21 protein-coding genes are annotated in these 22,971 nt (G+C 64.1%); 12 read left to right on the top strand and 9 right to left on the bottom strand.

Going from position 1 to position 22,971, the window contains the following annotated elements; genetic code table 11:
- Positions 1 to 67 precede the first annotated feature (67 nt).
- Both rnpA and rpmH read right to left on the bottom strand, forming a co-directional pair.
- The gene (gene rnpA / locus B0E46_RS12645) at positions 68 to 436 is read right to left on the bottom strand and encodes a ribonuclease P protein component (protein ID WP_139350533.1); all 369 of its coding nucleotides are present in this window, start codon (positions 434 to 436) and stop codon (positions 68 to 70) included.
- Positions 437 to 450: 14 nt separating this feature from the next.
- The gene (rpmH, locus tag B0E46_RS12640) at positions 451 to 585 is read right to left on the bottom strand and encodes a 50S ribosomal protein L34 (RefSeq protein ID WP_045828244.1); all 135 of its coding nucleotides are present in this window, start codon (positions 583 to 585) and stop codon (positions 451 to 453) included.
- A gap of 190 nt (positions 586 to 775) precedes the next feature.
- On the opposite strand from rpmH, the gene dnaA reads away from it, so the two are divergent.
- The 4 genes from dnaA (at position 776) to gyrB (ending at position 7,176) form a co-directional block, all read left to right on the top strand.
- Positions 776 to 2,110, top strand: a complete 1,335-nt coding sequence (gene dnaA, locus B0E46_RS12635; protein ID WP_077556147.1) for a chromosomal replication initiator protein DnaA — start codon at positions 776 to 778, stop codon at positions 2,108 to 2,110.
- 259 nt (positions 2,111 to 2,369) lie between these two features.
- Positions 2,370 to 3,470 (top strand): DNA polymerase III subunit beta, encoded by a 1,101-nt coding sequence (dnaN, locus tag B0E46_RS12630; protein WP_077556146.1) that lies wholly within the window; start codon positions 2,370 to 2,372, stop codon positions 3,468 to 3,470.
- Between the two features lie 96 nt (positions 3,471 to 3,566).
- Complete coding sequence (gene recF / locus B0E46_RS12625; RefSeq protein WP_077556145.1) at positions 3,567 to 4,646, top strand: DNA replication/repair protein RecF; 1,080 nt, start codon at positions 3,567 to 3,569, stop codon at positions 4,644 to 4,646.
- 97 nt (positions 4,647 to 4,743) lie between these two features.
- Complete coding sequence (gene gyrB, locus B0E46_RS12620; RefSeq protein WP_077556144.1) at positions 4,744 to 7,176, top strand: DNA topoisomerase (ATP-hydrolyzing) subunit B; 2,433 nt, start codon at positions 4,744 to 4,746, stop codon at positions 7,174 to 7,176.
- Positions 7,177 to 7,239: 63 nt separating this feature from the next.
- On the opposite strand, the gene B0E46_RS17390 is transcribed toward gyrB, so the two are convergent.
- Positions 7,240 to 7,428 carry a hypothetical protein gene (locus tag B0E46_RS17390; protein WP_139350532.1) on the bottom strand — a complete coding sequence of 63 codons (189 nt, stop codon included), beginning with the start codon at positions 7,426 to 7,428 and terminating at the stop codon, positions 7,240 to 7,242.
- 22 nt (positions 7,429 to 7,450) lie between these two features.
- Here B0E46_RS17390 and B0E46_RS12615 point away from each other — a divergent pair, with 22 nt between their 5' ends.
- From B0E46_RS12615 to B0E46_RS12595, 5 genes are all read left to right on the top strand, one after another.
- Complete coding sequence (locus B0E46_RS12615; RefSeq protein WP_077556143.1) at positions 7,451 to 8,713, top strand: tetratricopeptide repeat protein; 1,263 nt, start codon at positions 7,451 to 7,453, stop codon at positions 8,711 to 8,713.
- A 212-nt stretch (positions 8,714 to 8,925) separates the two neighbouring features.
- On the top strand, positions 8,926 to 9,582 hold the full coding sequence (locus B0E46_RS12610) for an energy transducer TonB (RefSeq protein WP_077556142.1): 657 nt from the start codon (positions 8,926 to 8,928) through the stop codon (positions 9,580 to 9,582).
- 130 nt (positions 9,583 to 9,712) lie between these two features.
- Positions 9,713 to 10,438, top strand: coding sequence for a MotA/TolQ/ExbB proton channel family protein (locus B0E46_RS12605; RefSeq protein ID WP_077556141.1), 726 nt, complete (start codon positions 9,713 to 9,715; stop codon positions 10,436 to 10,438).
- A gap of 11 nt (positions 10,439 to 10,449) precedes the next feature.
- A complete protein-coding gene (locus B0E46_RS12600; protein WP_077556140.1) occupies positions 10,450 to 10,872 on the top strand; it encodes a biopolymer transporter ExbD in 423 nt (140 codons plus the stop codon).
- Between the two features lie 6 nt (positions 10,873 to 10,878).
- On the top strand, positions 10,879 to 11,283 hold the full coding sequence (locus B0E46_RS12595) for a biopolymer transporter ExbD (protein WP_077556139.1): 405 nt from the start codon (positions 10,879 to 10,881) through the stop codon (positions 11,281 to 11,283).
- A gap of 114 nt (positions 11,284 to 11,397) precedes the next feature.
- On the opposite strand, the gene B0E46_RS12590 is transcribed toward B0E46_RS12595, so the two are convergent.
- Entirely contained in the window at positions 11,398 to 12,141 is a 744-nt protein-coding gene (locus B0E46_RS12590) for a pyridoxine 5'-phosphate synthase (protein ID WP_077556138.1), read from the bottom strand.
- Positions 12,142 to 12,230: 89 nt separating this feature from the next.
- Positions 12,231 to 12,875, bottom strand: coding sequence for a 4'-phosphopantetheinyl transferase superfamily protein (locus B0E46_RS12585; protein WP_077556137.1), 645 nt, complete (start codon positions 12,873 to 12,875; stop codon positions 12,231 to 12,233).
- Positions 12,876 to 12,960: 85 nt separating this feature from the next.
- On the opposite strand from B0E46_RS12585, the gene B0E46_RS12580 reads away from it, so the two are divergent.
- Positions 12,961 to 16,419: a PAS domain-containing hybrid sensor histidine kinase/response regulator gene (locus B0E46_RS12580; RefSeq protein WP_174567081.1), complete on the top strand. Its 3,459-nt coding sequence runs from the start codon at positions 12,961 to 12,963 to the stop codon at positions 16,417 to 16,419.
- Between the two features lie 10 nt (positions 16,420 to 16,429).
- Here B0E46_RS12580 and B0E46_RS12575 read toward each other — a convergent pair whose 3' ends face one another.
- The gene (locus B0E46_RS12575; protein ID WP_077556135.1) at positions 16,430 to 17,101 is read right to left on the bottom strand and encodes a response regulator transcription factor; all 672 of its coding nucleotides are present in this window, start codon (positions 17,099 to 17,101) and stop codon (positions 16,430 to 16,432) included.
- Positions 17,102 to 17,203: 102 nt separating this feature from the next.
- Positions 17,204 to 19,144: an acetate--CoA ligase gene (gene acs, locus B0E46_RS12570; protein ID WP_077556134.1), complete on the bottom strand. Its 1,941-nt coding sequence runs from the start codon at positions 19,142 to 19,144 to the stop codon at positions 17,204 to 17,206.
- A 218-nt stretch (positions 19,145 to 19,362) separates the two neighbouring features.
- Between acs and B0E46_RS12565 the strand changes: the two genes are divergently transcribed.
- Positions 19,363 to 20,757, top strand: coding sequence for a DUF3138 family protein (locus B0E46_RS12565; RefSeq protein WP_139350531.1), 1,395 nt, complete (start codon positions 19,363 to 19,365; stop codon positions 20,755 to 20,757).
- A 139-nt stretch (positions 20,758 to 20,896) separates the two neighbouring features.
- Entirely contained in the window at positions 20,897 to 21,475 is a 579-nt protein-coding gene (locus B0E46_RS12560) for an acetate uptake transporter family protein (RefSeq protein WP_077556133.1), read from the top strand.
- A gap of 49 nt (positions 21,476 to 21,524) precedes the next feature.
- Here B0E46_RS12560 and B0E46_RS12555 read toward each other — a convergent pair whose 3' ends face one another.
- Complete coding sequence (locus B0E46_RS12555; protein ID WP_077556132.1) at positions 21,525 to 22,370, bottom strand: transporter associated domain-containing protein; 846 nt, start codon at positions 22,368 to 22,370, stop codon at positions 21,525 to 21,527.
- Between the two features lie 104 nt (positions 22,371 to 22,474).
- Positions 22,475 to 22,918 (bottom strand): rRNA maturation RNase YbeY, encoded by a 444-nt coding sequence (ybeY, locus tag B0E46_RS12550; protein ID WP_254425156.1) that lies wholly within the window; start codon positions 22,916 to 22,918, stop codon positions 22,475 to 22,477.
- Positions 22,919 to 22,971: the final 53 nt, after the last annotated feature.

The following is a 22,971-nucleotide window of genomic DNA, read 5'->3' as shown; positions in this document are numbered from 1 at the left end:
TGTCGAACGCCGCGGAGGGCAAAAGGAGAAGGTCAACGCACGATTGTGGCGGCGGTGTCCGCCCGCTTCAATGGTTGGGTGACTCGGGCCGGTTCGCCAGCAGCTTTTTCCACAGCCCGTCGAGTTCGCTCAGCAGCTGCGGACCCGGTACGCCGGCCGCCTGCTCACGCGCCATCAGCATCATGTCGATCGCCGGCAACTGGTGACGGATGCGCCGGAACGATTCGCGCAGCAACCGCTTGATGCGGTTGCGTTCCACCGCACGCTTGGAAACGCGCTTGGAAATCGCCAGACCGAGCCGGGCATGGCCCAGTTCGTTGTCGCGATAACGCAAATGAAAACAGCGGCCGCCTGCGCGTCCGCTGCTTGTCCGCAAGGCGGCAAAGTCACCGGGCCGACGTAACCGCGCCTCGCGCGGCAACCCGGCGGTAACCATGGCCGGTGCTCCGCTTACGGGATCAGGCGCTTGCGACCCTTGGCACGACGTGCGTTCAGGATCTTGCGACCATCGGCCGTGGCCATACGGGCACGGAAACCGTGGGTGCGGGCACGCTTGAGCTTGCTGGGCTGGTAGGTCCGCTTCATGGCTTACTCCGAAGGGAATATGGATAAAAAGGTTGGAAAGTATGTCGGGTATCCGACACCTCTGTCAAATGCTGCTTGACATCGGCCTGTGGATACTCATGTGGATATCTCGCGCTGACCATGGGGATGCTGCTGCTAGACTAGCCCATTCCCCGCGCGCAAGCGCCAAGCTAAGTGGTTGATTTTATCCATGAGTGATCTGTGGCGGCGCTGCCTTGAGCGTCTCGAAGGCGATTTGAGCGCCGAAGACCTGCATACCTGGCTGATGCCCTTGCAGGCGCGTGACGAGGCCGACGGTCTGCAGCTGTTTGCGCCGAATTCCTACACCCTGGATACCGTACGCGAGCGCTACCTGGCGCAGATCGAGACCGTGCTGCTGCATCTGACCGGGCAGTCCTGGCCGGTGCGGCTTGAGGTGGGCTCCAGCTCGGCCCGCCCCGGGTCGGCGGCCAAGCCGGTCGCGCCGCCGCGGGCCAAGCCGGACCAGCCGGCAGCCCCCGCTTTCACCCACAATCTGGATCCGCACTACACCTTCGAAACCTTCGTCGAGGGCAAGTCGAACCAGCTGGGCAAGGCCGCCGCGATCCAGGTGGCGACGAATCCAGGCCGCGCCTACAACCCGCTGTTGCTCTACGGCGGCACCGGCCTGGGCAAGACCCATCTGATGCACGCCGCCGGCAACCTGATGCGTGAGCACAACCCGCACTGCAAGGTGTTGTACCTGCGCTCGGAGCAATTCGTCGGCTCGATGATCGAGGCGCTGCGCACGAAAAGCATGGACGAGTTCAAACGGCGCTTCCGTTCGGTCGACGCGCTGCTGATCGACGACATCCAGTTCTTCGCCGGCAAGGACACCACGCAGGAGGAGTTCTTCCATACCTTCAACGCGCTGTTCGAGTCCAAGCAGCAGATCATCCTTACCTGCGACCGCTATCCGAAGGAAGTGGACAAGCTGGAGCCGCGGCTGAAGTCGCGGCTGGGCTGGGGCCTGTCGGTGGCGATCGAGCCGCCGGACTTCGAGACGCGCGCGGCGATCCTGCTGGCCAAGGCACACGAAAAAGGCGTCGCGGTGGACGAGAGCGTGGCGATGCTGCTGGCCAAGCGTATCCGCTCCAACGTACGCGACCTCGAGGGTGCGTTGAACACGCTGGCGGCGCGGGCGAACTTCTACGGCAAACCGATCACCACCGATTTCGCCGAGGAAACCCTGCGCGACCTGCTCGCCACGCATGCCCAGGCGATCACTATCCCGAACATCCAGAAGATCACCGCCGAGTATTTCAACGTGCGCCTGCAGGATCTGCTGTCCAAGCGGCGCGTGCGTTCGCTGGCGCGGCCGCGCCAGATTGCGATGACACTGTCGAAGGAACTCACCGAGCACAGCCTGCCGGAGATCGGCGAGGCGTTCGGCGGCCGTGACCACACCACCGTGATGCACGCGTGCAAGACGATCCGCAAGTTTGTCGAGACCGATCCCCGCATGCGCCAGGACTGGGAGCAGCTGATTCGCACCTTGACCGGCTGATGAAACCCGGTTTCCGGGTGTCCACGCAAAATTTATGGATAACCGGGAGCCGAAGCTGTGGATAATGGGTGGATGGATTCATGTCTGAAGTTATCCACATATAGCCCACCGTGAAACCGCCGCTTCGGGCACAGCCATATTTTTATTCAAGCCGCTGATTTTTAAAGAAATAGTGAAGAAAAAAAGTTACCCACAGCGCCTACAACAACCACTAAACTTCTTTTAAAAGACAGAACAGCAGAGAAGGGGAAGCCAAGCCATGCAATTCAGCATCCAACGAGAAGCGCTGCTCAAGCCACTGCAACAGGTGGTGGGCGTCGTCGAACGCCGCCAGACGCTGCCCGTGCTTGCCAATCTGTTGGTCAAGGTCGCCAATAACCGGCTCTCGATGACCGGCACCGATCTCGAAGTCGAAATGGTCGCCACGGCGGATGCCGAGAAACTGGCCGACGGCGAAATCACCATCCCGGCGCGCAAGCTGTTCGACATCGTGCGCGCACTTCCCGATGGCGCACGCATCGAGTTGAAGCTCAACGGCGATCGGGTCGCGCTGAGTGCCGGCCGCAGCCGCTTCACGCTGACCACGCTCCCTGCCAGCGAATTTCCCACCATCGATGAAATCGAACTGGTGGAAAAGGTCAGCCTGCCCGAGGAAGCCCTGCGCGATCTGATGGAACGCACTGCCTTCGCGATGGCAAATCAGGACGTGCGCTATTACCTCAACGGCATGTTGCTGGATCTGCAGGAACACACCTTGCGTTGCGTGGCGACCGATGGCCACCGTCTGGCGATGAAGCAGACCGAACTGCAGAGTTCGGTGACGACGCGCCGGCAAATCATCATTCCGCGCAAGGGTGTCAATGAGCTGATCGGCCTGCTGGAAACCGGCGACGGTCAGGTCGAACTGGAATTCGGTCGCAACCACCTGCGCGTCCGCCGCGGCGACGTGGTTTTTACCTCCAAACTGATCGATGGTCGTTTCCCGGACTACGAAGCAGTGATTCCCCTGGGCGCGGACAAGAATGCCACGCTGGACCGCGAGGTATTGCGCGGTGCCTTGCAGCGTGCGGCGATTCTCTCCAACGAGAAATACCGCGGCGTGCGGTTGGAACTGTCTCCGGGCAAGCTGCGCATCGTGGCGCACAACCCGGAGCAGGAAGAAGCCGTCGAAGAAGTCGAAGCCGAGACCCATGTCTCGGATCTGGCGGTTGGCTTCAACGTCGGCTACCTGCTCGACGCCCTGGCTGCGCTGCGTGGCGACAAGGCCAGGCTCAGCCTGCGCGATGCGCAGTCCAGCTGCCTGGTACAGGAACACGACAACGAGCAGGCCCGCCACGTCATCATGCCGCTGCGGCTCTGACACCCAACGGCATGGTTGCCACCGGCTGCGGTTACATCAGGCGACGCCGGGGATGCCGAGAGGCTCCCCGGCGTCCTTGCTTGAGGGTGCTCCGCAATGCGGTTTGAACAGCTGCGTATCCGCGGCTTGCGTTGCTTGTCGGATGTCAGCGTCGCTTTGGATCCAACCATCAATGTGTTCATGGGTGCAAACGGCGCCGGCAAGACCAGCGTACTGGAAGCAGTTTTTTTGCTGTCGCATGCCCGCTCGTTCCGCAGCGGGGCGCGCGAAGCCTTGCTGCAGCGTGGGACACCACAATTGTCGGTGTTCGCCGAACTTCGCCATGCCGACGAACGCAGCTGCCGGTTGGGGTTAGGCCGCGACGGAGTCCGTTGGGAGGCCAAGGTGGACGGCGAGGGGGTGACGATCGGGCAACTGGTGCACGAATGCGCCGTGGTTTGTTTCGAACCGGGATCGCATGCGCTGATCGCTGGCGCGGCCGAGGAGCGCCGCCGCTATCTCGACTGGGGCGTGTTCCACGTGGAACAGGATTTTCTGTCCAGTTGGCGCCGTTACCAGCGCGCGCTGAAACAGCGCAATAGCCTGCTGCGCTCGACAGCGGCACTTGCGGATGGGCTGTTCGCGCCTTGGGAAGCCGAATTGGCGCAATGCGCGCATCATATCGATCGGCAGCGTCGCACCTACCTGGATATGTTGCGCCCGAAGCTGATCGCCAGCATTGCCGGATTGCTGCCCGAGCTCGGCCAGCTGGACTTGCGTTATCGCCGTGGCTGGTCGGAGGATCTCGATCTGGCCCAGCAGCTGCGTGAGCAGCGGGGCAGGGATCTGGCGCGGGGGCATACCACGCTCGGCGCTCATCGGGCCGATTGGTCGATCGGGTTTGAACAAGCCCCGCTGCGTGAGCACCTCTCGCGCGGCCAAGAAAAACTCACCGCGCTGGCTTGCATGCTGGCTCAGGCCGAGTTGTATGCGCAGCGCCGTGGCGAATGGCCGGTCGTATGTCTGGACGATCTGGCTTCCGAACTCGATCAGTCCCATCAGGCCGCCGTGGTGGCCCAATTGAGCGCGGCGAACACGCAGGTACTGCTGACCGGCACCGAGATCCCCCAGGCTCTGCAGGCGTTGCCTTCGCGCGTGTTCCACGTGGAACAGGGTGAGCTGACGCGCCTGCTATAATCGGAAGGTTGCATCACTCAAAGATTGCATAACCCTTTGCCCGGCCTTTCACGGCGCCGCGTCGGGCGGGTCGCTGGCGCCAGGAAAAGGTCAACGCATGAACGACTCCCTCGACGAATCCCACTACGACTCAAGCAACATCAAGGTACTGAAGGGTCTGGAGGCGGTCCGCAAGCGCCCAGGCATGTACATCGGCGATACCGATGACGGTACGGGCCTGCACCACATGGTGTTCGAGGTCGTCGACAATGCGATCGACGAGGCGCTCGCTGGCTATTGCGACACGGTGATCGTCACCATCCTCGAGGATGGCTCGGTCAGTGTCAGCGACAACGGTCGCGGCATCCCGGTCGATACACACCCGGAAGAAGGACGTTCCACCGCCGAAGTGGTTATGACGGTGCTGCATGCCGGCGGCAAGTTCGACGCGAACTCCTACAAGGTATCCGGTGGCTTGCACGGCGTGGGCGTATCGGTGGTGAATGCGCTGAGCGACCATCTGTGGCTCACGATTTATCGCGACGGTTTCGAGCATCTGCAGGAATACGTGCTGGGCGAACCGCTCTATCCGCTCAAGGTGGTCGGCCCGTCGAGCAAACGCGGCACCCTGGTGCGCTTCCTGCCCAGCCCGGCCACGTTCACCAACAATATCGAGTTCCACTACGACATCCTGGCCAAGCGCCTGCGCGAGCTGGCCTTCCTGAACTCCGGCGTCACCATCGAGCTGAAGGACGAGCGCGGCGAAGGGCGCCAGGACACCTTTGCCTACGAGGGCGGCATCCGCTCGTTCGTGCAACATCTGGCGCAGCTGAAGACCGCGCTGCACCCGAACGTGATCAGCCTGACGGCCGAACAGGACGGCATCACCGTCGAGCTGGCGATGCAATGGACCGACTCCTACCAGGAGACGATGTTCTGTTTCACCAACAACATCCCGCAGCGGGATGGCGGCACCCATCTCACCGGCTTCCGCACCGCGCTGACCCGCTCGCTGCAGAACTACATCGAGAAATCCGGACTGGCCAAAAACGCCAAGGTCACCCTGTCCGGCGACGACATGCGCGAAGGCATGATCGCGGTGCTGTCGGTCAAGGTGCCTGACCCGAAATTCTCCTCGCAGACCAAGGACAAGCTGGTCTCGTCCGAGGTGAAGACGGTGGTGGAGCAGGTCGTCAACGAGAAGCTCGGCGAGTTCCTGCTGGAGCATCCGAACGAGGCCAAGGCGATCGCCTCCAAGGTGGTCGATGCCGCGCGCGCCCGCGAGGCCGCGCGCAAGGCGCGCGAGATGACCCGGCGCAAGGGCGCACTGGACATCGCCGGCCTGCCGGGCAAGCTCGCCGACTGCCAGGAAAAGGATCCGGCACTGTGCGAACTGTTCCTGGTCGAGGGTGACTCCGCTGGCGGCTCCGCGAAGCAGGGCCGCAACCGCAAGACCCAGGCCGTGCTGCCGCTTAAGGGCAAGATCCTCAACGTCGAGAAGGCGCGGTTCGACCGCATGCTGGCCTCGGCCGAGGTCGGCACCCTGATCACCGCACTCGGCACCGGCATCGGCAAGGACGAGTACAACCCCGACAAGCTGCGTTATCACCGCATCATCCTGATGACCGATGCGGACGTCGACGGCTCGCACATCCGTACCTTGCTTTTGACCTTCTTCTACCGCCAGATGCCCGAGCTGATCGAACGCGGCCACATCTACATCGGCCTGCCGCCGCTGTACAAGCTCAAGCAGGGCAAGCAGGAGCTGTACCTGAAGGACGACGCGGCGCTCAACGCCTACCTGATCTCCAATGCGGTCGACAACACGGAACTGGTCGCCGATCCGAATGCTCCGGCGATCACCGGCGAGGCGCTCGAAAAACTGCTGCGCGATTACCAGAGCGCGCTGGACCAGATCGAGCGGCTCGGCCATCGTTTCGACACCAGTGTGCTCACTGCCCTGATCGAACACATATCGATCAGCCCGGCGTTGTGGGCCGATCCCGTCGCGATGCAGGGTTGGCTGGATGGGGCTGCGCAGCGGCTGGCCGCCAGCGGGCTGGGCAAGCCACGCTACAAGCTTTCGCTGCGCCCGGCACACGACGAACAGCCAGCGGCGATCGAGGTGGTGCGTGACCAACATGGCCTCACCCACACGCTGCTGTTGCCGCAGCCGTTCTTCGCTGGCGCCGAGTACCGCCCGATCCTCAACGCCAGCCAGCAACTGGCCGGGTTGATCCGCCCCGAGGCGGTAGTGCGCCGGGGCAACGCCTCGCGCGGCGTCACCAGTTTTGCCGAGGTGCGCAGCTGGCTGCTCGACGAGGCGAAGAAGGGCCGCACCATCCAGCGCTTCAAGGGCCTGGGCGAAATGAATCCGGAGCAGCTGTGGGAAACCACGGTCAACCCGGAAACCCGGCGCATGCTGCAGGTCGGCATCGAGGATGCTTTTGCGGCCGACCAGATGTTCTCCATGCTGATGGGCGAGGCGGTCGAACCGCGTCGCGACTTCATCGAGGCGAACGCGCTGAAGGTGGCGAATCTGGATATCTGATATGCCCGCCCAGCGTCGACAGCTGCATGCCTGCGCTGCAGGCGTGTTGCTGGCCACCACGCATCAGTCGGCTGAGGAATCGACACTGTATGACGGAGAAAGGCGTGCCGGATGCGAGAATTTGTCGCCAAGTAATTGATTTTTAACAATCTTTGATGCGGCGGTGCGACTTGTTATCGCTTGCCTGCTCGGGTTACGCTCCGCAATCCCCCGCGTCGAGCCGACGCGCACAACGATGATGAGGATCACCATGAAGCATGTCCGTGGGTTGACGATGCTGGCGAGTGCAGCCTTGCTGCTGGGCTTGGCAAGCAGTCCGGCACTGGCGAAAGACGCGGCCAAGTCCAAGCAGGAAGTGCTGTATCCCAACGCGACCCGTGTTGCGCCAAAACTCGACATGACCAGCGCGAAAGAGCAGAAAGCGCTCAATGAGGGCCTGGATGCGGTTGCCGCCGGTGACAAGGCCAAGGCCGAGCAGGTTCTGCAACCGCTGGTTGACGGCAGCAAGAGCAAGTATGTCCAGGCACTTGCCCTGCAAGGCCTGGCCACGATCAAGTACAACGATGGTGACACCAAGGGCGCGATCACACTGCTCAAGAGTTCGCTGGACAATGGGGTGATGCCGAACGAGACCTATTTCCAGCTCGAGTATGAACTCGCGCAGTTCTATCTCGCCGATGAGCAGTACCAGCTGGTGCTCGACACCGTCGAGAACTGGCGAGCCCAGGGCAAGCGTGAATGGGCGAATTCGTATGCGCTGGAAGCCAATGCCGATTACCGTTTGCAGAAGTACCCGGAGGCGATCGCTGCGGTCAAGAAAGCCGAGTCGCTGACGGACAAGCCGGATCCGCAGTGGAACCAGATTCTCATGGCCAGCTACACCGAGTCGGGGCAGACCGATGAGCTTGTGAAAATGGCCCAGCAGGAGCTGGCTGCACATCCGGATGATCCCGCCACGCTGACAACCGCCATCCAGGCGCTGCAGCAGGCGCAGAAATATCCCGAAGCGATACAGCTGATGGAGGCTGCGCGCGCGAAGGGGGCGCTCACGGGTGAGGCGAACTACGTGCTGTTGGCGTCGCTGTATTTCAATCAGGCACTGACCAGCGACGATCCCAAGCCGGATGCTACCAAGGCCGCCGCCGTGGTCACAGAAGGCCTAAGCAAGGGAATCGTGCAGCCGACAGCGGACACCTATCTGCTGCTTGGCAAAGCCGAGTATGAGGCTGGAGATACCAACCAGGCCATGCAGGCGTACAACAAAGCGCTCCCGCTGGCCAAGGATGGGGAGATCGCCCTGCAGATCGCCAATATGCAGTTGACCGACAGCAAGTACGCTGAAGCCAAAAGCATGATCCAGCAGGCCATCAGCAAGGGTGTGAAACACCAGGGCATCGCCTATCTGGTGCTCGCCGAAAGCGAGCGCGGCCTGAACCACAAGTCTGCCCAGATCGCCGCCTTGAATCAGGCGGCCAAGGATCCGGAGACTGCGGAGCGTGCAAAGGCATCCCTCAAGAAACTTGGGGCCACCAAATAAGCAGCCCGAATACGCCACCCCGTTCCGCGGGGCAGATGGACGTCCATTCATCTGTCCCGCTGGTGCTATACAAAAGTCATGTGCTGTTGTACCGTTGAAAACCTTTCCCTGCGTCTCCCCAGCGGCGAGTTCCGTCCAGGCAACACAGACGGGTTCGAGTTACGCCCTGCGGCTACGTTCTCTTCCGATTGATCAGCTCCAGACAGTGACAGATGGCCTCAAGTAACGAAGAAATCGGGCGCGAGCCGTTTAGTTGGAAGCGCACCTGGGCATTGGCAGTGGCCATCGGGCTGCATGCGTTTGCGTTTCTGTTGCTGGTGGCGCCGATGGCGCCGCCGCACCAGAATCACAAAGAGAAGGAACATGTCGTCCAGGTGACCTTCCAGGAGCCGCCGCCGCCGCCACCACCGCCGCCGCCGCCGCCGCCGGAGCCGCCGAAGCAGCCGCCGCCGAAAATCGTGCAGATGGTCAAGCCGCCGCCGATGCCACCACCGCCGGCCCCGCCGCCGGCTGTGGAAGAGCGATCGGCCATGGCCACCCAGGCGGCCCCACCGACCCCGCCGGCCCCAGCTCCTGTTGCAGCGGACATCGCCGCTGGTTCGGATCTCAGCTACGGTAGTCGCCCTGATCCGCATTACCCGCCGCAAGCCGTGCGCCAGCATCATGAGGGCACGGTGGTTCTGATGATCCTGGTCGGCATCGATGGAACGCCAAAGGACATCAAGGTGGATAAATCGAGTGGTTTCCGCGAGCTGGACCGTGCGGCCATGGATGCAGCGAGAAACTGGCGTTTCAATCCAGAGGTCAAAGGCGGAAAGAAGGTTGAGGGTTACGCCCGTATTCCCATCAACTTCAATCTCGGCGGTTAATGTAATTCACGCATCAATTCAATCAGCTGTAATCCAGTTCCAGTCGATTACAGTTACAGTTCACGCTTGACTTCCCTAGGGTAGCGTTATGTTCCTACAGACTCCTGCAACAACCGATGCCGCACAGGCTATGGGTGGCAATACCAACGCCGAAGCCATGAAGCAGATGGGCTTCGCCAACCTGATGCAGAACTTCGACTGGCTCGGCTGGGTCGTGTTCGTCACGCTGGTGGTGATGTCGTTCCTGTCGTGGTACTTCATCATCGCCAACGGCATTCGCAATGCCACGGTGAAGGCACGCGCCGACAAGGTCATCGACGGCTTCTGGGGCAATGGCTCCACCCAGGACGCGATCCGCGAACTGGAATCGCAGCCCAAGAGCGAGCCGTTCTCCAAGATCGCGCTGGACGCTGCTTCGGCGGTTGCCCATCACCAGCAGAGCACGGCAGGCACCACCGGTCGTCTGGCTGAATCGCTGAGCCGCTCGGAGTTCATCGACCGCGCCCTGCGTCAGGCCGTCGCTCGCGAGAGCCTGCGTCTGGAAGGCGGCATGACCCTGCTCGCCACGGTCGGTTCGGCCGCACCGTTCGTCGGCCTGCTCGGTACCGTGTGGGGCATCTACCACGCGCTGATCGGCATTGCCGCTACCGGCAACGCGTCGATGAACGCGGTGGCTGGCCCGGTGGGTGAGGCGCTGATCATGACCGCGTTCGGTCTGTTCGCCGCGATCCCGGCCCTGTTCGCCTACAACTTCTTCAGCCGTTCGAATCGTCTGACCTACGCCCGGTTCGACGAATTCGCGCATGACCTGCACGACTTCTTCGCCACCGGCTCGCGCGTCGAAAGCCAGAAGTGAGGGATTGACCCATGGCGATGAGTACCGGGGGCAATTCCGGCGGTCCGATGTCGGAAATCAACGTCACGCCGCTGGTCGACGTGATGTTGGTACTGCTGATCATCTTCATGATCACCGCACCGCTGATGTCGCACTCCATCACGATTGATTTGCCCACCGCCAATCCGAAGACCAAGGACGAGGAAATGCCGGTACCGCCGCTTGATCTCGCGATCAAGTCGGATGGCAGCCTGTACTTCAACGATCACAAGGTCGAAGAGGCTGAATTGAAGGCACAGCTCGCGGTGAACGCGCAGAAGTCACCGCAGCCGGAACTGCAGATCCGCGCCGACAAGACGACCGAGTTCAAGATCGTCAAGAAGGTGATCAGCGACGCGAAGGATTCGGGCATGGTGCATGTCGGCTTCATGACCACTGACGCGCCGAAGGGGTGACGAGAGATGGCCTTCACTACCAAAACCAGTGGACCGATGTCGGATATCAACGTCACGCCGTTGGTCGACGTGATGTTGGTGCTGCTGATCATTTTCATGATCACGGCACCGGTGCTGGCGCACAAGATCAAGGTCGATCTGCCGCAGCCGAATCCGAATGTCATCAATCCGCCCAATCCGCTGGATCCGATTCACCTGAAGATTGACCAGGGTGGCGCGTTCTACTGGAACGATACGCCGGTCGACGAACTGGGCTTGAAAGCACAGCTCGCCGTGATCGCCCAGCAGAGCAATCAGCCGGAAATCCAGATTGCCGCTGACGATGGTGTCGCCTATCAGTACGTGGCGCGTGTGCTGGCCGACGCGAAAAGCTACAACTTGACCAAGATCGGCTTCACCGAAGTCCAGTGACGGGTTGATCCGCTGCCTGCGAGGGCACGGATACGTATGTGAGACAGAGACCCCCGCCATGTGCGGGGGTTTCTGTTTATGCGCCACATGAGGTGATGCGCCCGGCGGCCAGCCTCAGCGCAGGATCTGCAAATAGTTGCGCACGGTGCTGGCCAAACCCTGGTACAGCGCCTCGCCGATCAGCGCATGGCCGATCGAGACTTCCGCCAGCCCGGGAATCGCCGCCTTGAACGTGCCCAGGTTCGCCTGGCTGAGATCGTGTCCGGCATTCACCGCCAGTCCGGCCTGTTGCGCGCGGCGGGCGGTATCGGCGCACGCAGCCAGCGCGGCTTCGGGTTGCCCTTCGGCAAAGGCCTGCGCATACGGGCCGGTGTAGATCTCGATGCGCTGCACGCCCATCGCCTTCGCCATGGCGAAGTCCTGGACCGCGGCATCGACGAACAGGCTGACCCGGCAACCGAACTCGTTCAACTCGGCCACCAGCGGACGCAGCCGATCGCTGTCGCGGACCAGGTCGAAGCCGTGATCGGAGGTGATCTGGCCATCGCCGTCGGGCACCAGGGTCACCTGGGTGGGCCGAACTTCGCGCGCCAGCGCAATCAGCCCGGGATAGCCACCGCGTGCCGGGGCAAATGGATTGCCCTCGATGTTGTATTCCACCCGCCCGCCCAGCATGGCGGCCAGTGCGCGCACGTCATCCGGTCGTACATGGCGCTGATCCGGTCGCGGATGCACGGTGATGCCGCCGCAGCCGCTTTCGATGCAGGTCTGCGCGGCGTGGCAGATGTCCGGTTCGTGGCCGCCGCGCGAATTGCGCAATACGGCGATCTTGTTGAGGTTGACGCTGAGCAGGGTCATGGCGGGTGCACGATCTGTGGCGGGGAGGTCGCTGCGGCACGCGGGCTTCGGTGCAGGGTCGCGTGCGCATCAATCCGACAGTGTACCGATCAACCGTCGCCGGCAAGTGTGTAGGACCGGACCCGCCGCGTATCCCCGCGCCAGGCCAGGGCCGCCAGCAGGGCCGAACCGACAGCAAGCGGATGCAGTTGCCAGCAACGTGCATCGTCGCCTTCAAGCCGCAACAGGCGCAGTTGTGCATCCACGCGGGCAATGCTGAGCCGGTGCAGCCCGAAACCGATGCCGCGGCCGAGTGCCTTGAGCACGGCTTCCTTCGCCGTCCACAGTTCGAGGAAAGCCGCACTGCGATCCGCGGCAGGCAGGGCAGCCAGCAAGGCGGCCTCGTCGGCGCTGAAATACCGTTGGGCGATGTCCAGCGCACGTGGTCGCGGTCGAAGGCGTTCCAGGTCGATACCGGGCGTCACATGCCGACCCACGGCGATAACGGCGTGTTCGCCGCTGTGCGACCAGTTGAAACCGATCCCGCGATCGTGGCCGGCGGCCAACGCCGGCCGGCCATGTTCACCGTCCACCAGCACAACTTCGGTGGCATCCCTATGCAGATAGGCTGCAAGCACGCGGCGCAATGGCGCTCGCCCTTGCGCGTGCCGGTAGGCCATGCGCCAGACGTGAATCTCGTCATCGCGCAGATGCTCTGCTACGTTGGCAAGCGGCTGTCGGTCTGATGCAGTCATCCGCCCATGTTGCCGCCGGCATGGCCCATGCACAAGCACGCGGCTTGGTGTCGGCGCCGTCAGTTCTTCGATGGAGAAAGCTTGCTTGATCCAGGCCTGGTTACTGTTGCTGGTGGCGCTGCTGTACGTGGGGCTGCTTTTCGTCGTGGCCTATGCCGGCGATCGTCGGCCGGTCTATCCGCGCCAGCCGCGCCTGCGTCCGATCATCTACAGCCTGGCACTCGCGGTGTATTGCTCGTCGTGGACGTTCTACGGCGCGGTCGGCACGGCGGCGCGCGACGGCCTGGCGTATCTGCCGATCTATCTGGGCCCGATCCTGCTGTTCGTGTTCGGCTTTGGTCTGGTGCGCCGGCTGGTGCAGGTGGCCGGACAGCGCAACATCACATCGATTGCCGATTTCATCGGGGCACGATTCGGCAAGTCGCACGGCCTGGCGGCGCTGGTGGCGATCATCGCGGTGGTCGCGGTGGTGCCGTACATCGCGCTGCAGTTCAAGGCGGTGGCGATGTCGTTCGACGTGCTTGGCGGAGTCGCACCGGGGGCGATCCCCGGAGCCGGCGTCGACACCGCCTTGTGGTGCGCCTTGCTGCTGGCCCTGTTCGCGATCCTGTTCGGCACGCGCAGCATCGATGCGACCGAGCATCACCACGGCATGATGCTGGCGATCGCGCTGGAGTCGCTGATCAAGCTGTTCGCGTTCGTGGCACTGGCCGGGTATGCGTGGTGGCACGGCCCGGGCCTGGCCACGACCGTACGTATTCCGATCGAACAGATGGACAAGGGTCTGTCGCCGGGATTCCTGGCGCAGACCATGCTGGCGTTCGTGGCGCTGTTCTGCCTGCCGCGGCAGTTCCAGATCGGCGTGGTCGAATGCGAGGACATCGACGATCTGCGGCGTGCACGCTGGATGCTGCCGCTGTATCTCATCATCATCAGTCTGGCGGTGTTGCCGATCGTGGCAGCGGGCATGCACCTGCCGGCGGTGCGCGACGGCGTCGCCGATATCTGGGTGCTGACGCTGCCGATGGCGCACGGCGATCGCGCGGTGGCACTGCTGGCCTTCATCGGCGGCTTTTCGGCGGCGACGGGCATGGTGATCGTGGCGTCGATCGCGCTGTCGACCATGATCAGCAACGACCTGGTGATGCCGGCCTTGCTGCGCATCCGGCGCTTGCGGCTGGAGCAGCGCAGCGACCTGCCGCAACTGGTGCTGCGGGTGCGCCGGGTGGCGATCGTGGCGCTGGCCCTGATGGCTTATGCGTATTACCGGGTGGCCGCCGATGCGCAGAATCTGGCCGCGACCGGCTTGCTCGCCTTTGCCGCGGTGGCGCAATTCGCACCGGCGCTGTTCGCGGCAATGTACTGGCGCGGCGCCAATCGCCGCGGTGTCGCGATCGGCCTGATCGGCGGTTTTGCCGTGTGGGTGTATACGCTGTTGCTGCCGGCGGTCAGCCGTTCGTCGACGTGGTTGCAGGCAGGCCCGTTCGGCTGGAGCTGGTTGCGTCCGCAGGCGCTGTTCCATATCGATGGCTGGGATCCGGTCATGCATGGGGCGTTCTGGTCGCTGCTGGTCAATATGGGCTGTCTGGTTTTCATCTCGCTGCGTTTCCGCCCGCGCCTGGAAGAGCGCCTGCATGCGGCGATGTTTGTCGATGGCAACCGGGCTACGCGCAGCGGTGTGGGCGACTGGCGTGGCCGGGTGGCGGTGGCCGATCTGCGCACGATCGCCGAACGCATCGTCGGCGAGCGCAGCAGCACCCGGGCGTTCGCCGAGTATGGCGAGCGCCACGGCCTGGCGATGCAGGCCGGCGCCGTGGCCGATCGCGCCCTGATCCAGTACACCGAACGCCTGCTGGCCTCGGCGGTCGGCACGGCCAATGCGCGGCGCATCCTGATCGGTGCACTGTCCGGCAGCGGGCTGGACCTTGCCGAGGCGATGGCGCTGATGGACGAAGCCTCGCAGGAACTGCGCTTCAATCGCGAGCTGCTTTCCACCACGCTGGAGAACGTCTCGCAGGGGATCAGCGTGGTCGACGCGCAGATGCGGCTGGTCGCGTGGAACCGGCGCTACCTGGAGCTGTTCGACTATCCCGACGGCATGGTGCACGTCGGCGTGCCGGTGGCCGAGCTGATCCGCCGCAACGCCGAGATGGGCGAGTGCGGTCCGGGCGAGGTGGACGGCCATGTGGCACGGCGCATCGATCACATGCGCGCCGGCTCGTCGCATCTGTTCCAGCGACTGCGACCGGATGGCACGGTCATCGAGATGCGCGGCCGCGCACTGCCGGGCGGCGGCTATGTCACCACGTATACCGATGTCACCGCCTACAAGCATGCCGAGCAGGCGCTGCTCGAAGTGAACGAGACGCTGGAACAGCGGGTGGAGCAGCGCACCGCCGAGCTGTCCGAGGCGCTGGCGGCGACCGCGCAGGCGCGGCGCGCGGCGGAGACCGCCAATATTTCCAAGACGCGCTTCCTCGCCGCCGCCAGCCACGACCTGCTGCAACCGTTGAATGCGGCGCGCCTGTTCACCTCCGCGCTGCGTCAGCATCCGGGGCTGGACGCGGAAGCCAGCCAGTTGGCCGAGCGCATCGATGCCTCGTTCCGCGCCGCCGAGGATTTGCTCGATGCCTTGCTCGACACCTCGCGACTGGATGCCGGCAGCTACCGGCCCGACGTGGGCGGTTTCGCGCTGAGCGAACTGTTCGATTCACTGAAGGCGCAGTTTGCGGTGGTCGCCGAACAGCGCGGGCTGTGCCTGCGGGTGGTGCCGACGCGGCTGGCCGTGCGCAGCGATCCGCAGCTGCTGCGCCGGATCCTGCAGAATTTCCTGTCCAATGCGCTGCGCTATACGCGCGCCGGTGGCGTCTTGCTCGGTGCGCGCCGGGAAGGCGACAGCGTACGCATCGAGGTGTGGGATAGCGGTCCCGGCATCGCGGCGGAACAGCGTGCGCGGATCTTCGACGAATTCCAGCGGCTGGAGCAGCCTTCGCCGTGGGGCGAGAAGGGGCTCGGCCTGGGCCTGTCGATCTGCGATCGCCTTGCCGGCATCCTCGGCCACCGGCTCAATCTGCACTCGCAGTTGCATCGCGGCAGCTGCTTCTCGGTCACTGTGCCACGAAGCGCCGCCGTGCCGGCGCGTCATCAGCAGGTGCCGCGAGGCGGCAGCGACGAACAGCTGCCGCTGGCGGTGCTGTGCCTGGACAACGATGCCGCCATCCTGGATGGCATGCGTGCGCTGCTGCAGCGCTGGGGCGTGGAGTGTCGCACCGCGCTGAATGTGGAGCAGGCCCGGCACGAACTGGCGCGTGGCCCGGTCGACCTGATCCTCGCCGACTACCATCTCGCCGATGACGTCGATGGCCTGCAGGCACTGCAACTGCTGCGTGTCGACTATCCCGAGCTGCCGCCGGCAGCGATGATCACCGCCGACGGCAGCAGCGAGTTGAAGCAGCGCGCGCGTGCGCTGGGTTATCCGGTACTGCACAAGCCGGTGCGTCCGGCGGCGTTGCGTGCCTTGCTGACGGCGCTGCTGCGGCGCTAGCGCAGGGGATTCAATTCCCGTTGTCGGAAAAGCTCGGCATGGCTTCCTGGTCAACCGCCAGCTGGCTGGCGATCAGCGCGACCTGGGTGCGGTTGTTGACGCCGAGCTTGCGCATGATCGCGGTCATGTGTGCCTTGACCGTGGCCTCGGAGACGCCGAGGTCGTAGGCGATCTGCTTGTTGAGCAGGCCTTCGGCGATCATCGTCATCACGCGGAACTGCTGTGGCGTGAGCGAGGCAATCTGCGCGGCGGCAGCGGCTTCGTCGGGCTTGAGTTCGCTGGCGCCACCGAACTGCGGATGCGGCAGCCAGACATCGCCATCGAGCACCGCGCGGATCGCCGCGACGATGCCCTCGCCCGGCGTGGATTTCGGGATGTACGCCGAGGCACCGTGCGCCAGCGCGCGGCGCGCCACCTGCGCCTCTTCATGACCGGACACCACGATGGTCGGCAGTCCCGGGTACTGCCCGCGGATATGCGCCAGCGCGGAATAGCCGCGCGCACCGGGCATGTGCAGGTCGAGCAGCAGCAGCTCGGCATCGGGAAACTGCTCGATCAGGCCCAGCAGGCCATGCACGCTGTCGGCGCTGTGCACCCGTGCCTGCGGCAACGCATGCAGTACCGCGCGCTGCAGGGCATCGCGGAACAGCGGGTGGTCATCGGCGATCAGGATGTCGGGCATAAGGCGAGTAGTGAGCGGGGAGGAGTGAGAAACGAGAGAGGGCATCGAGCAAGCTTTCCGCATTTACTCACGTCTCACTCCTCCCCACTCACTCCTGCTTACTTATTTGATCAGCCGCTCGTCCACCAGGCTCTTCACCACGCCGGGATCGGCGAGCGTGCTGATGTCGCCGAGCTGGTCGGGCAGGTTCTCGCCGATCTTGCGCAGGATGCGGCGCATGATCTTTCCGGAACGGGTCTTCGGCAGGCCGGGCGCCCACTGCAGGTAATCCGGCGTGGCGATCGGACCGATTTCCTTGCGCACCCAGGCGACCAGTTCCTTGCGCAGTTCGTCGCTGCCCTGTTCGCCGGCGATCAGGGTGACGAAGGCGTAGATGCCCTGGCCCTTGATCTCGTGCGGGGCACCGACCACCGCCGCCTCGGCCACCTTGGGATGCGCGACCAGAGCGCTCTCCACCTCGGCGGTGCCGATGCGATGGCCGCTGACGTTGATCACGTCATCGACGCGGCCGGTGATCCAGTAATAGCCGTCCTCGTCGCGACGCACGCCATCGCCGGTGAAGTAGTTGCCCGGATACGCGCTGAAGTAGGTCTCGATGAAGCGCTGGTGGTCGCCATAGACGGTGCGCATCTGGCCAGGCCAGGAATCGGTGATGATCAGGTTGCCCTCGGCGGCGCCTTCCTGCAGCTCGCCATTGGCATCGACGATGGCCGGCTTCACGCCGAAGAACGGCAGCGTGGCCGAACCGGGCTTGGCATCGATCGCGCCGGCCAGCGGGGTGATCAGGATGCCGCCGGTCTCGGTCTGCCACCAGGTATCGACGATCGGGCAGCGCTCGTCGCCGACCACGCGGTGATACCACTCCCATGCTTCCGGATTGATCGGCTCACCGACCGAGCCGAGCAGGCGCAGCGAAGCGCGGGAGGTCTTCTTGACCGGTGCCTCGCCTTCGCGCATCAGTGCACGGATCGCGGTGGGCGCGGTATAGAACAGGCTCACCCGATGCTTGTCGATCACCTGCCAGAAGCGGCTGAAATCCGGATAGTTCGGCACGCCGTCGAACATCACGGTGGTGGCGCCGTTCGCCAGCGGACCGTACACCACGTAGCTGTGGCCGGTGACCCAACCCACATCGGCGGTGCACCAGTAGACGTCGTCCTCGCGCAGGTCGAACACCAGCTCGTGCGTGTAGCTGGTGTAGACCAGGTAACCGGCGGACGTGTGCAGCACGCCCTTCGGCTTGCCGGTGGAGCCGGAGGTGTACAGGATGAACAACGGGTGTTCCGCTTCCATCGGTTCGGCCGGGCAATCGGCCGATTGGCCGTCCATCAGGTTGTGCCAGTAGCGGTCGCGTGGCGACTGCATCGGCACCGCGGCGCCGGTGCGGCGTACCACCACCACCGTTTCCACGCTGTTGGTGCCGGGACGTTCCAGCGCGGCGTCCACGTTGGCCTTCAGCGCGATCCGCTTGCCGCCGCGCACGCCTTCGTCGGCGGTGATCACCAGCTTGCAGGTGGAATCGGCGATGCGCCCGGCCAGCGAGTCGGGCGAGAAGCCGCCGAACACCACCGAATGTACCGCGCCGATGCGCGCACAGGCCAGCATCGCCACCGCGGCCTCGGGAATCATCGGCAGGTAGATCGCCACGCGGTCGCCCTTGCCCACGCCGAGGTTCTTCAGCGTGTTGGCGAACTTGCACACTTCCGCATGCAGTTCGCGATAGCTGATCCGGCGCGAGTCGTTCGGGTCGTCGCCCTCGAAGATGATCGCGGTCTTGTCGCCACGCTCGGCGAGGTGGCGGTCGAGGCAGTTCGCGGACACGTTGAGCTCGCCGTCCTCGTACCAGCGGATGTGCAGGTCTTTCGGATCGAACGAGACGTTCTTGATCTTGGCCGGTGGCTTGATCCAGTCCAGCCGGCCAGCGACGCGACCCCAGAAACCCACCGGATCGTCCACCGACTCGGCATACAGGCGCGTGTAGTCGTCATGGCGAACGCGTGCCGCGGCGGCAAACGCGGGGGTGACCGGGTAGATCCTGGACATGACTGGCCTCCTGCTGGCTGGTATCGAGGGTGCGACGGGGGAGCCGCGGCAGGCATCGACGCCCGGCGGGCTTGAGGCTTCGAGTTTAGCCGTATCGCCGCGGCGCATGCGTCGGCACATGGTGTCGACTTTGGTCGAATCTCGACCAATGGCGAATAGTCGCGCGCGCTGCAGCATGGCCATGCTCGATCCGACCTTGACCGCGGGGAGACGCACGCATGATCACGCGATATTCAAATCGTTACACCGCGCTCGCCCTGAGCATGGCTTGCGCGCTGGCCATGCCGCTGGCCGCGCATGCGCAGAGCAACGATACGCGCGAACAACAGCTCGAACAGCGCGTGGCGCAGCTGGAGCAGCAGTTGAATGAACTCAAGGCAATGATCCAGGCACAGAAGGCGGCGCCAGCGCCTGCCATGCCTGCGCAGAATGTGGCGGCGGCGCCCGCGACCCAAGCGGCGACGCCGACCTTCACCAGTGCTCCGGGCGTATCGGTGGCCCTGCACGGATTCATCAGTGCGACCGCGTTCGACCAGAGCAAGAGCTTCACCTACGGCAACGGCCAGAATGCCGAATACCCGGTACCCGGTTCCAACGGCTCGCTCAGTGGTGTCGATGTGCGCAACACGCGTTTCTGGCTCGATTTCAGCGGTGCCAAATTCGCCGGTGACTGGATCGGCGGCGGTCGCATCGAGATGGACTTCTTCGGTGGCTACAACGGCACCGGTGCCTACAGCCAGCAGCAGCCGATACCGCGCCTGCGTCAGGCCTATATGGACCTGAGCAATCCCGATACCGGCAGCACCGTCAGGATCGGCCAGCAATGGGAGTTCATGTTCCCGCTGGACAATGTGTCGACCTCGCTTTCGCATATCGCGTTTCCGCTGGGTTTTGGCACCGGCATGATCGGCTGGCGCTTCCCCGGCCTGGTGTGGATGCAGGATCTCAACCATGGCTCGGCGGGCGTCAGGTGGCGGTTGGATCTTGGCGTGTTCGAAGGCTCCTGGAACGGTCCGGATGGCGCCGTGAACAACACCAACTACCTGACAGCCGGCAACGTCGGCTTCCGCCCACAGGTCGAGGCGCGCCTGCATGTGCAGGACAAGGACTGGCTGGCCTATGCCGTGGCGCACTACAGCGAGGTCGATCTGCGCGGGGTGAGCGGGACGACCCCGACCCCGCTCCAGTCCACGGTGAAGAGCGTGGGCTACGAGGTCGGCGGCAGCTGGAAGCCGGGCCCATGGATGTTCAAGGGCCTGGTCTACACCGGCAAGGGGCTGGGCGAGATCTTCGGCGACTTGTCCCAGTTCGGCGACATCGAGGACACCGGCGGCTATCTGCAAGCCGGCTACAACTTCACGCCGAACTGGAGTGCCAACGCGTTCTACGGCATGAGCAAGCCCAATACCGCCGACGTGATCCGCTGGATGGGGAACGGTGCGACCGGTCTGCTCAGGAACCGGCAGTCGGCGCTGAATGTGCAATACAGCGCGGGCGCCTACGATCTCGGTCTCGAGTGGATGCACGACGTGCTCGACTCGACCAGCAACGGCGTGGATCGCAAGACCACCAGCGGCAATCAGTTGAGCGTCAGCGCGCTGTATCACTTCTGAATCCAAAGAAGGATGACTGACCGGATCTAGCCCCTGTTCGGGGTTCGCTGGGATGACAAGTTGTTCGGATTATCCCGAAGTCTGGCAAACGCACGCCGCCGCAAGCACATTCCGATTCATTCGATGGGGAGATTGGCAGATGAGCAGCACGCAGACACCACGGCAGTTCTCCAATCCGGCGCCTCTGGGCCTGGCCGGCTTCGCACTCACCACCTGGCTGCTCAGCATGATCAATGCCGGCTGGTTCAGCAGCGATGCGATGAATCTGGTGCTGGCCTGCGCGCTGGCCTACGGCGGCACCGCGCAGGCGATCGCCGGCGTGATGGAACTGCCGCGCGGCAACACTTTCGGCGCCACCGCCTTCCTGAGCTACGGCGCGTTCTGGTGGTCGTTCGCGCTGTTCGTGCTGTTCCTGCATGACAAGGTGCCGCCGGCGTTCGTCGGCTGGTACCTGTGCCTGTGGGGCGTGTTCACCTTCTACATGTGGCTGGCCACGCTCCGCGCGCCGCGCGCGCTGCAGCTGATCTTCCTGGTGCTGTGGATCACTTTCTTCCTGCTCGCGGCCGGCGAATGGACCGGCATGGCTGCGCTGCACATGGCTGGCGGTTATGCCGGACTGCTCACGGCGGTACTCGCCTTCTACTTGTCCGCAGCCGAGGTGATCAATGAGTCGCAGCAACGCACGGTGCTGCCGATTGGAGCGCCGCGCGCCTCTTGAGAAAAGCAGGCGTTGATGAATGCGTGCCGGCGGCTGCGCCGGCGCGCATTCATCGCTTGTCGTGCCGCGCCACGCGGAACTGCTGCACGCGGCGGTCGTCGGCCTCGGTGACGTGGAACAGGAAGCCGCCGATCGCCACTTCCTCGCCGACCTCGGGAAGGTGGCCGAATTCGGAGGTGACCATGCCGCCGACGGTGTCGTATTCCTCGTCGGAGAACGCGGTGCCGGCCTGTTCGTTGAAGTCCTCGATCGGGGTCAGTGCGCTGACCAGCCAGTCGCCGCCGGGCTGTTCGTGCATCAGCTCGGGTTCGTCGTCGTCGTGCTCGTCGTCGATCTCGCCGACGATCTGCTCGAGCACGTCCTCGATGGTGATCAGGCCGGCGACGCCGCCGTATTCGTTGACCACCAGCGCCATGTGGTTGCGCGAGCGGCGGAACTCGTCCAGCAGCACGTTCAGGCGCATCGATTCGGGAATCAGCACGGCCGGGCGCAGGATCGCGTGGATGTCGAAGTGCCCGGCGGAGCCGAAGTACTTCAGCAGGTCCTTGGCCAGCAGGATGCCGAGGATCTCGTCCTTGTCCTCGCCGTGCACCGGGAAGCGCGAATGGCCGGATTCGACCACGGTGGCGAGGATCTCGGTCAATGGCGATTCGGCCGCGAGCATCACGATCTGCGCGCGCGGCACCATCACGTCGTCCACGCTCAGCTCGTTGACCTTGAGCGCACCCTCGACCATGGTGAGGGTATCGACGGACAGCAGTCCGTTGGTCTGGGCGGCGCGCAACTCCTCAAGCAGTTCGCTGCGGTTGCGTGGCTCGCCGGAAAACATGTGGCCCAGCCGGTCCCACCAGGTACGGTGTGCCGGGCCGCTGGTACTGCCAGGGTCGTCGTTCATTCACGGTTGGAGTGCTGCCCGCGAGCGGGCGGTATCGGCGAGTCTAGCGGAAAATCCGTGACAATTCAGAGCACAAGCCTGTTCCAGGTGGCTCGTGAGAACGATCAGGCGTACGGATCGGCGATGCCGAGGCCGGCCAGGATGCGGGTTTCCAGGGCCTCCATCGCCTCGGCTTCGCTGTCCTCGATATGGTCGTAACCAAGCAGGTGCAGCACGCCATGAACAGTCAGGTGGGCCCAGTGATCGCGCGCCAGCTTGCCCTGCTCGGTGGCCTCGCGCAGCACCACCGGGGCGCAGATCGCCAGGTCGCCAATCAGCGGCAGCGCCACCCCTGGCGGCAGTTCGGCGGGAAACGACAGCACGTTGGTGGCATAGTCCTTGCCGCGGTAGTCGCGGTTGAGTGCGCGGCCTTCGTCGGCATCGACGAGGCGGATCGCCAGTTCGGCCGGCTTGCGTCGCTTCGCACCACGCAGCGCCGCCTCGACCCAGCGGCGGAAGCTGACCGGCGCGGGCAGCCCGGTCCGCGGCACCGCATAGCCGAGGTGCACCGTGGCATTTCCCTGAGGGAGCGGCGATCGCTCTGGCTGGACCCGCGAAGAAG

Source organism: Rhodanobacter sp. B04 (assembly GCF_002001125.1).
Lineage (GTDB): Bacteria > Pseudomonadota > Gammaproteobacteria > Xanthomonadales > Rhodanobacteraceae > Rhodanobacter.
Note: the sequence above shows the minus strand (reverse complement) of the source record. Positions and strands in the feature narration are given on the sequence as shown.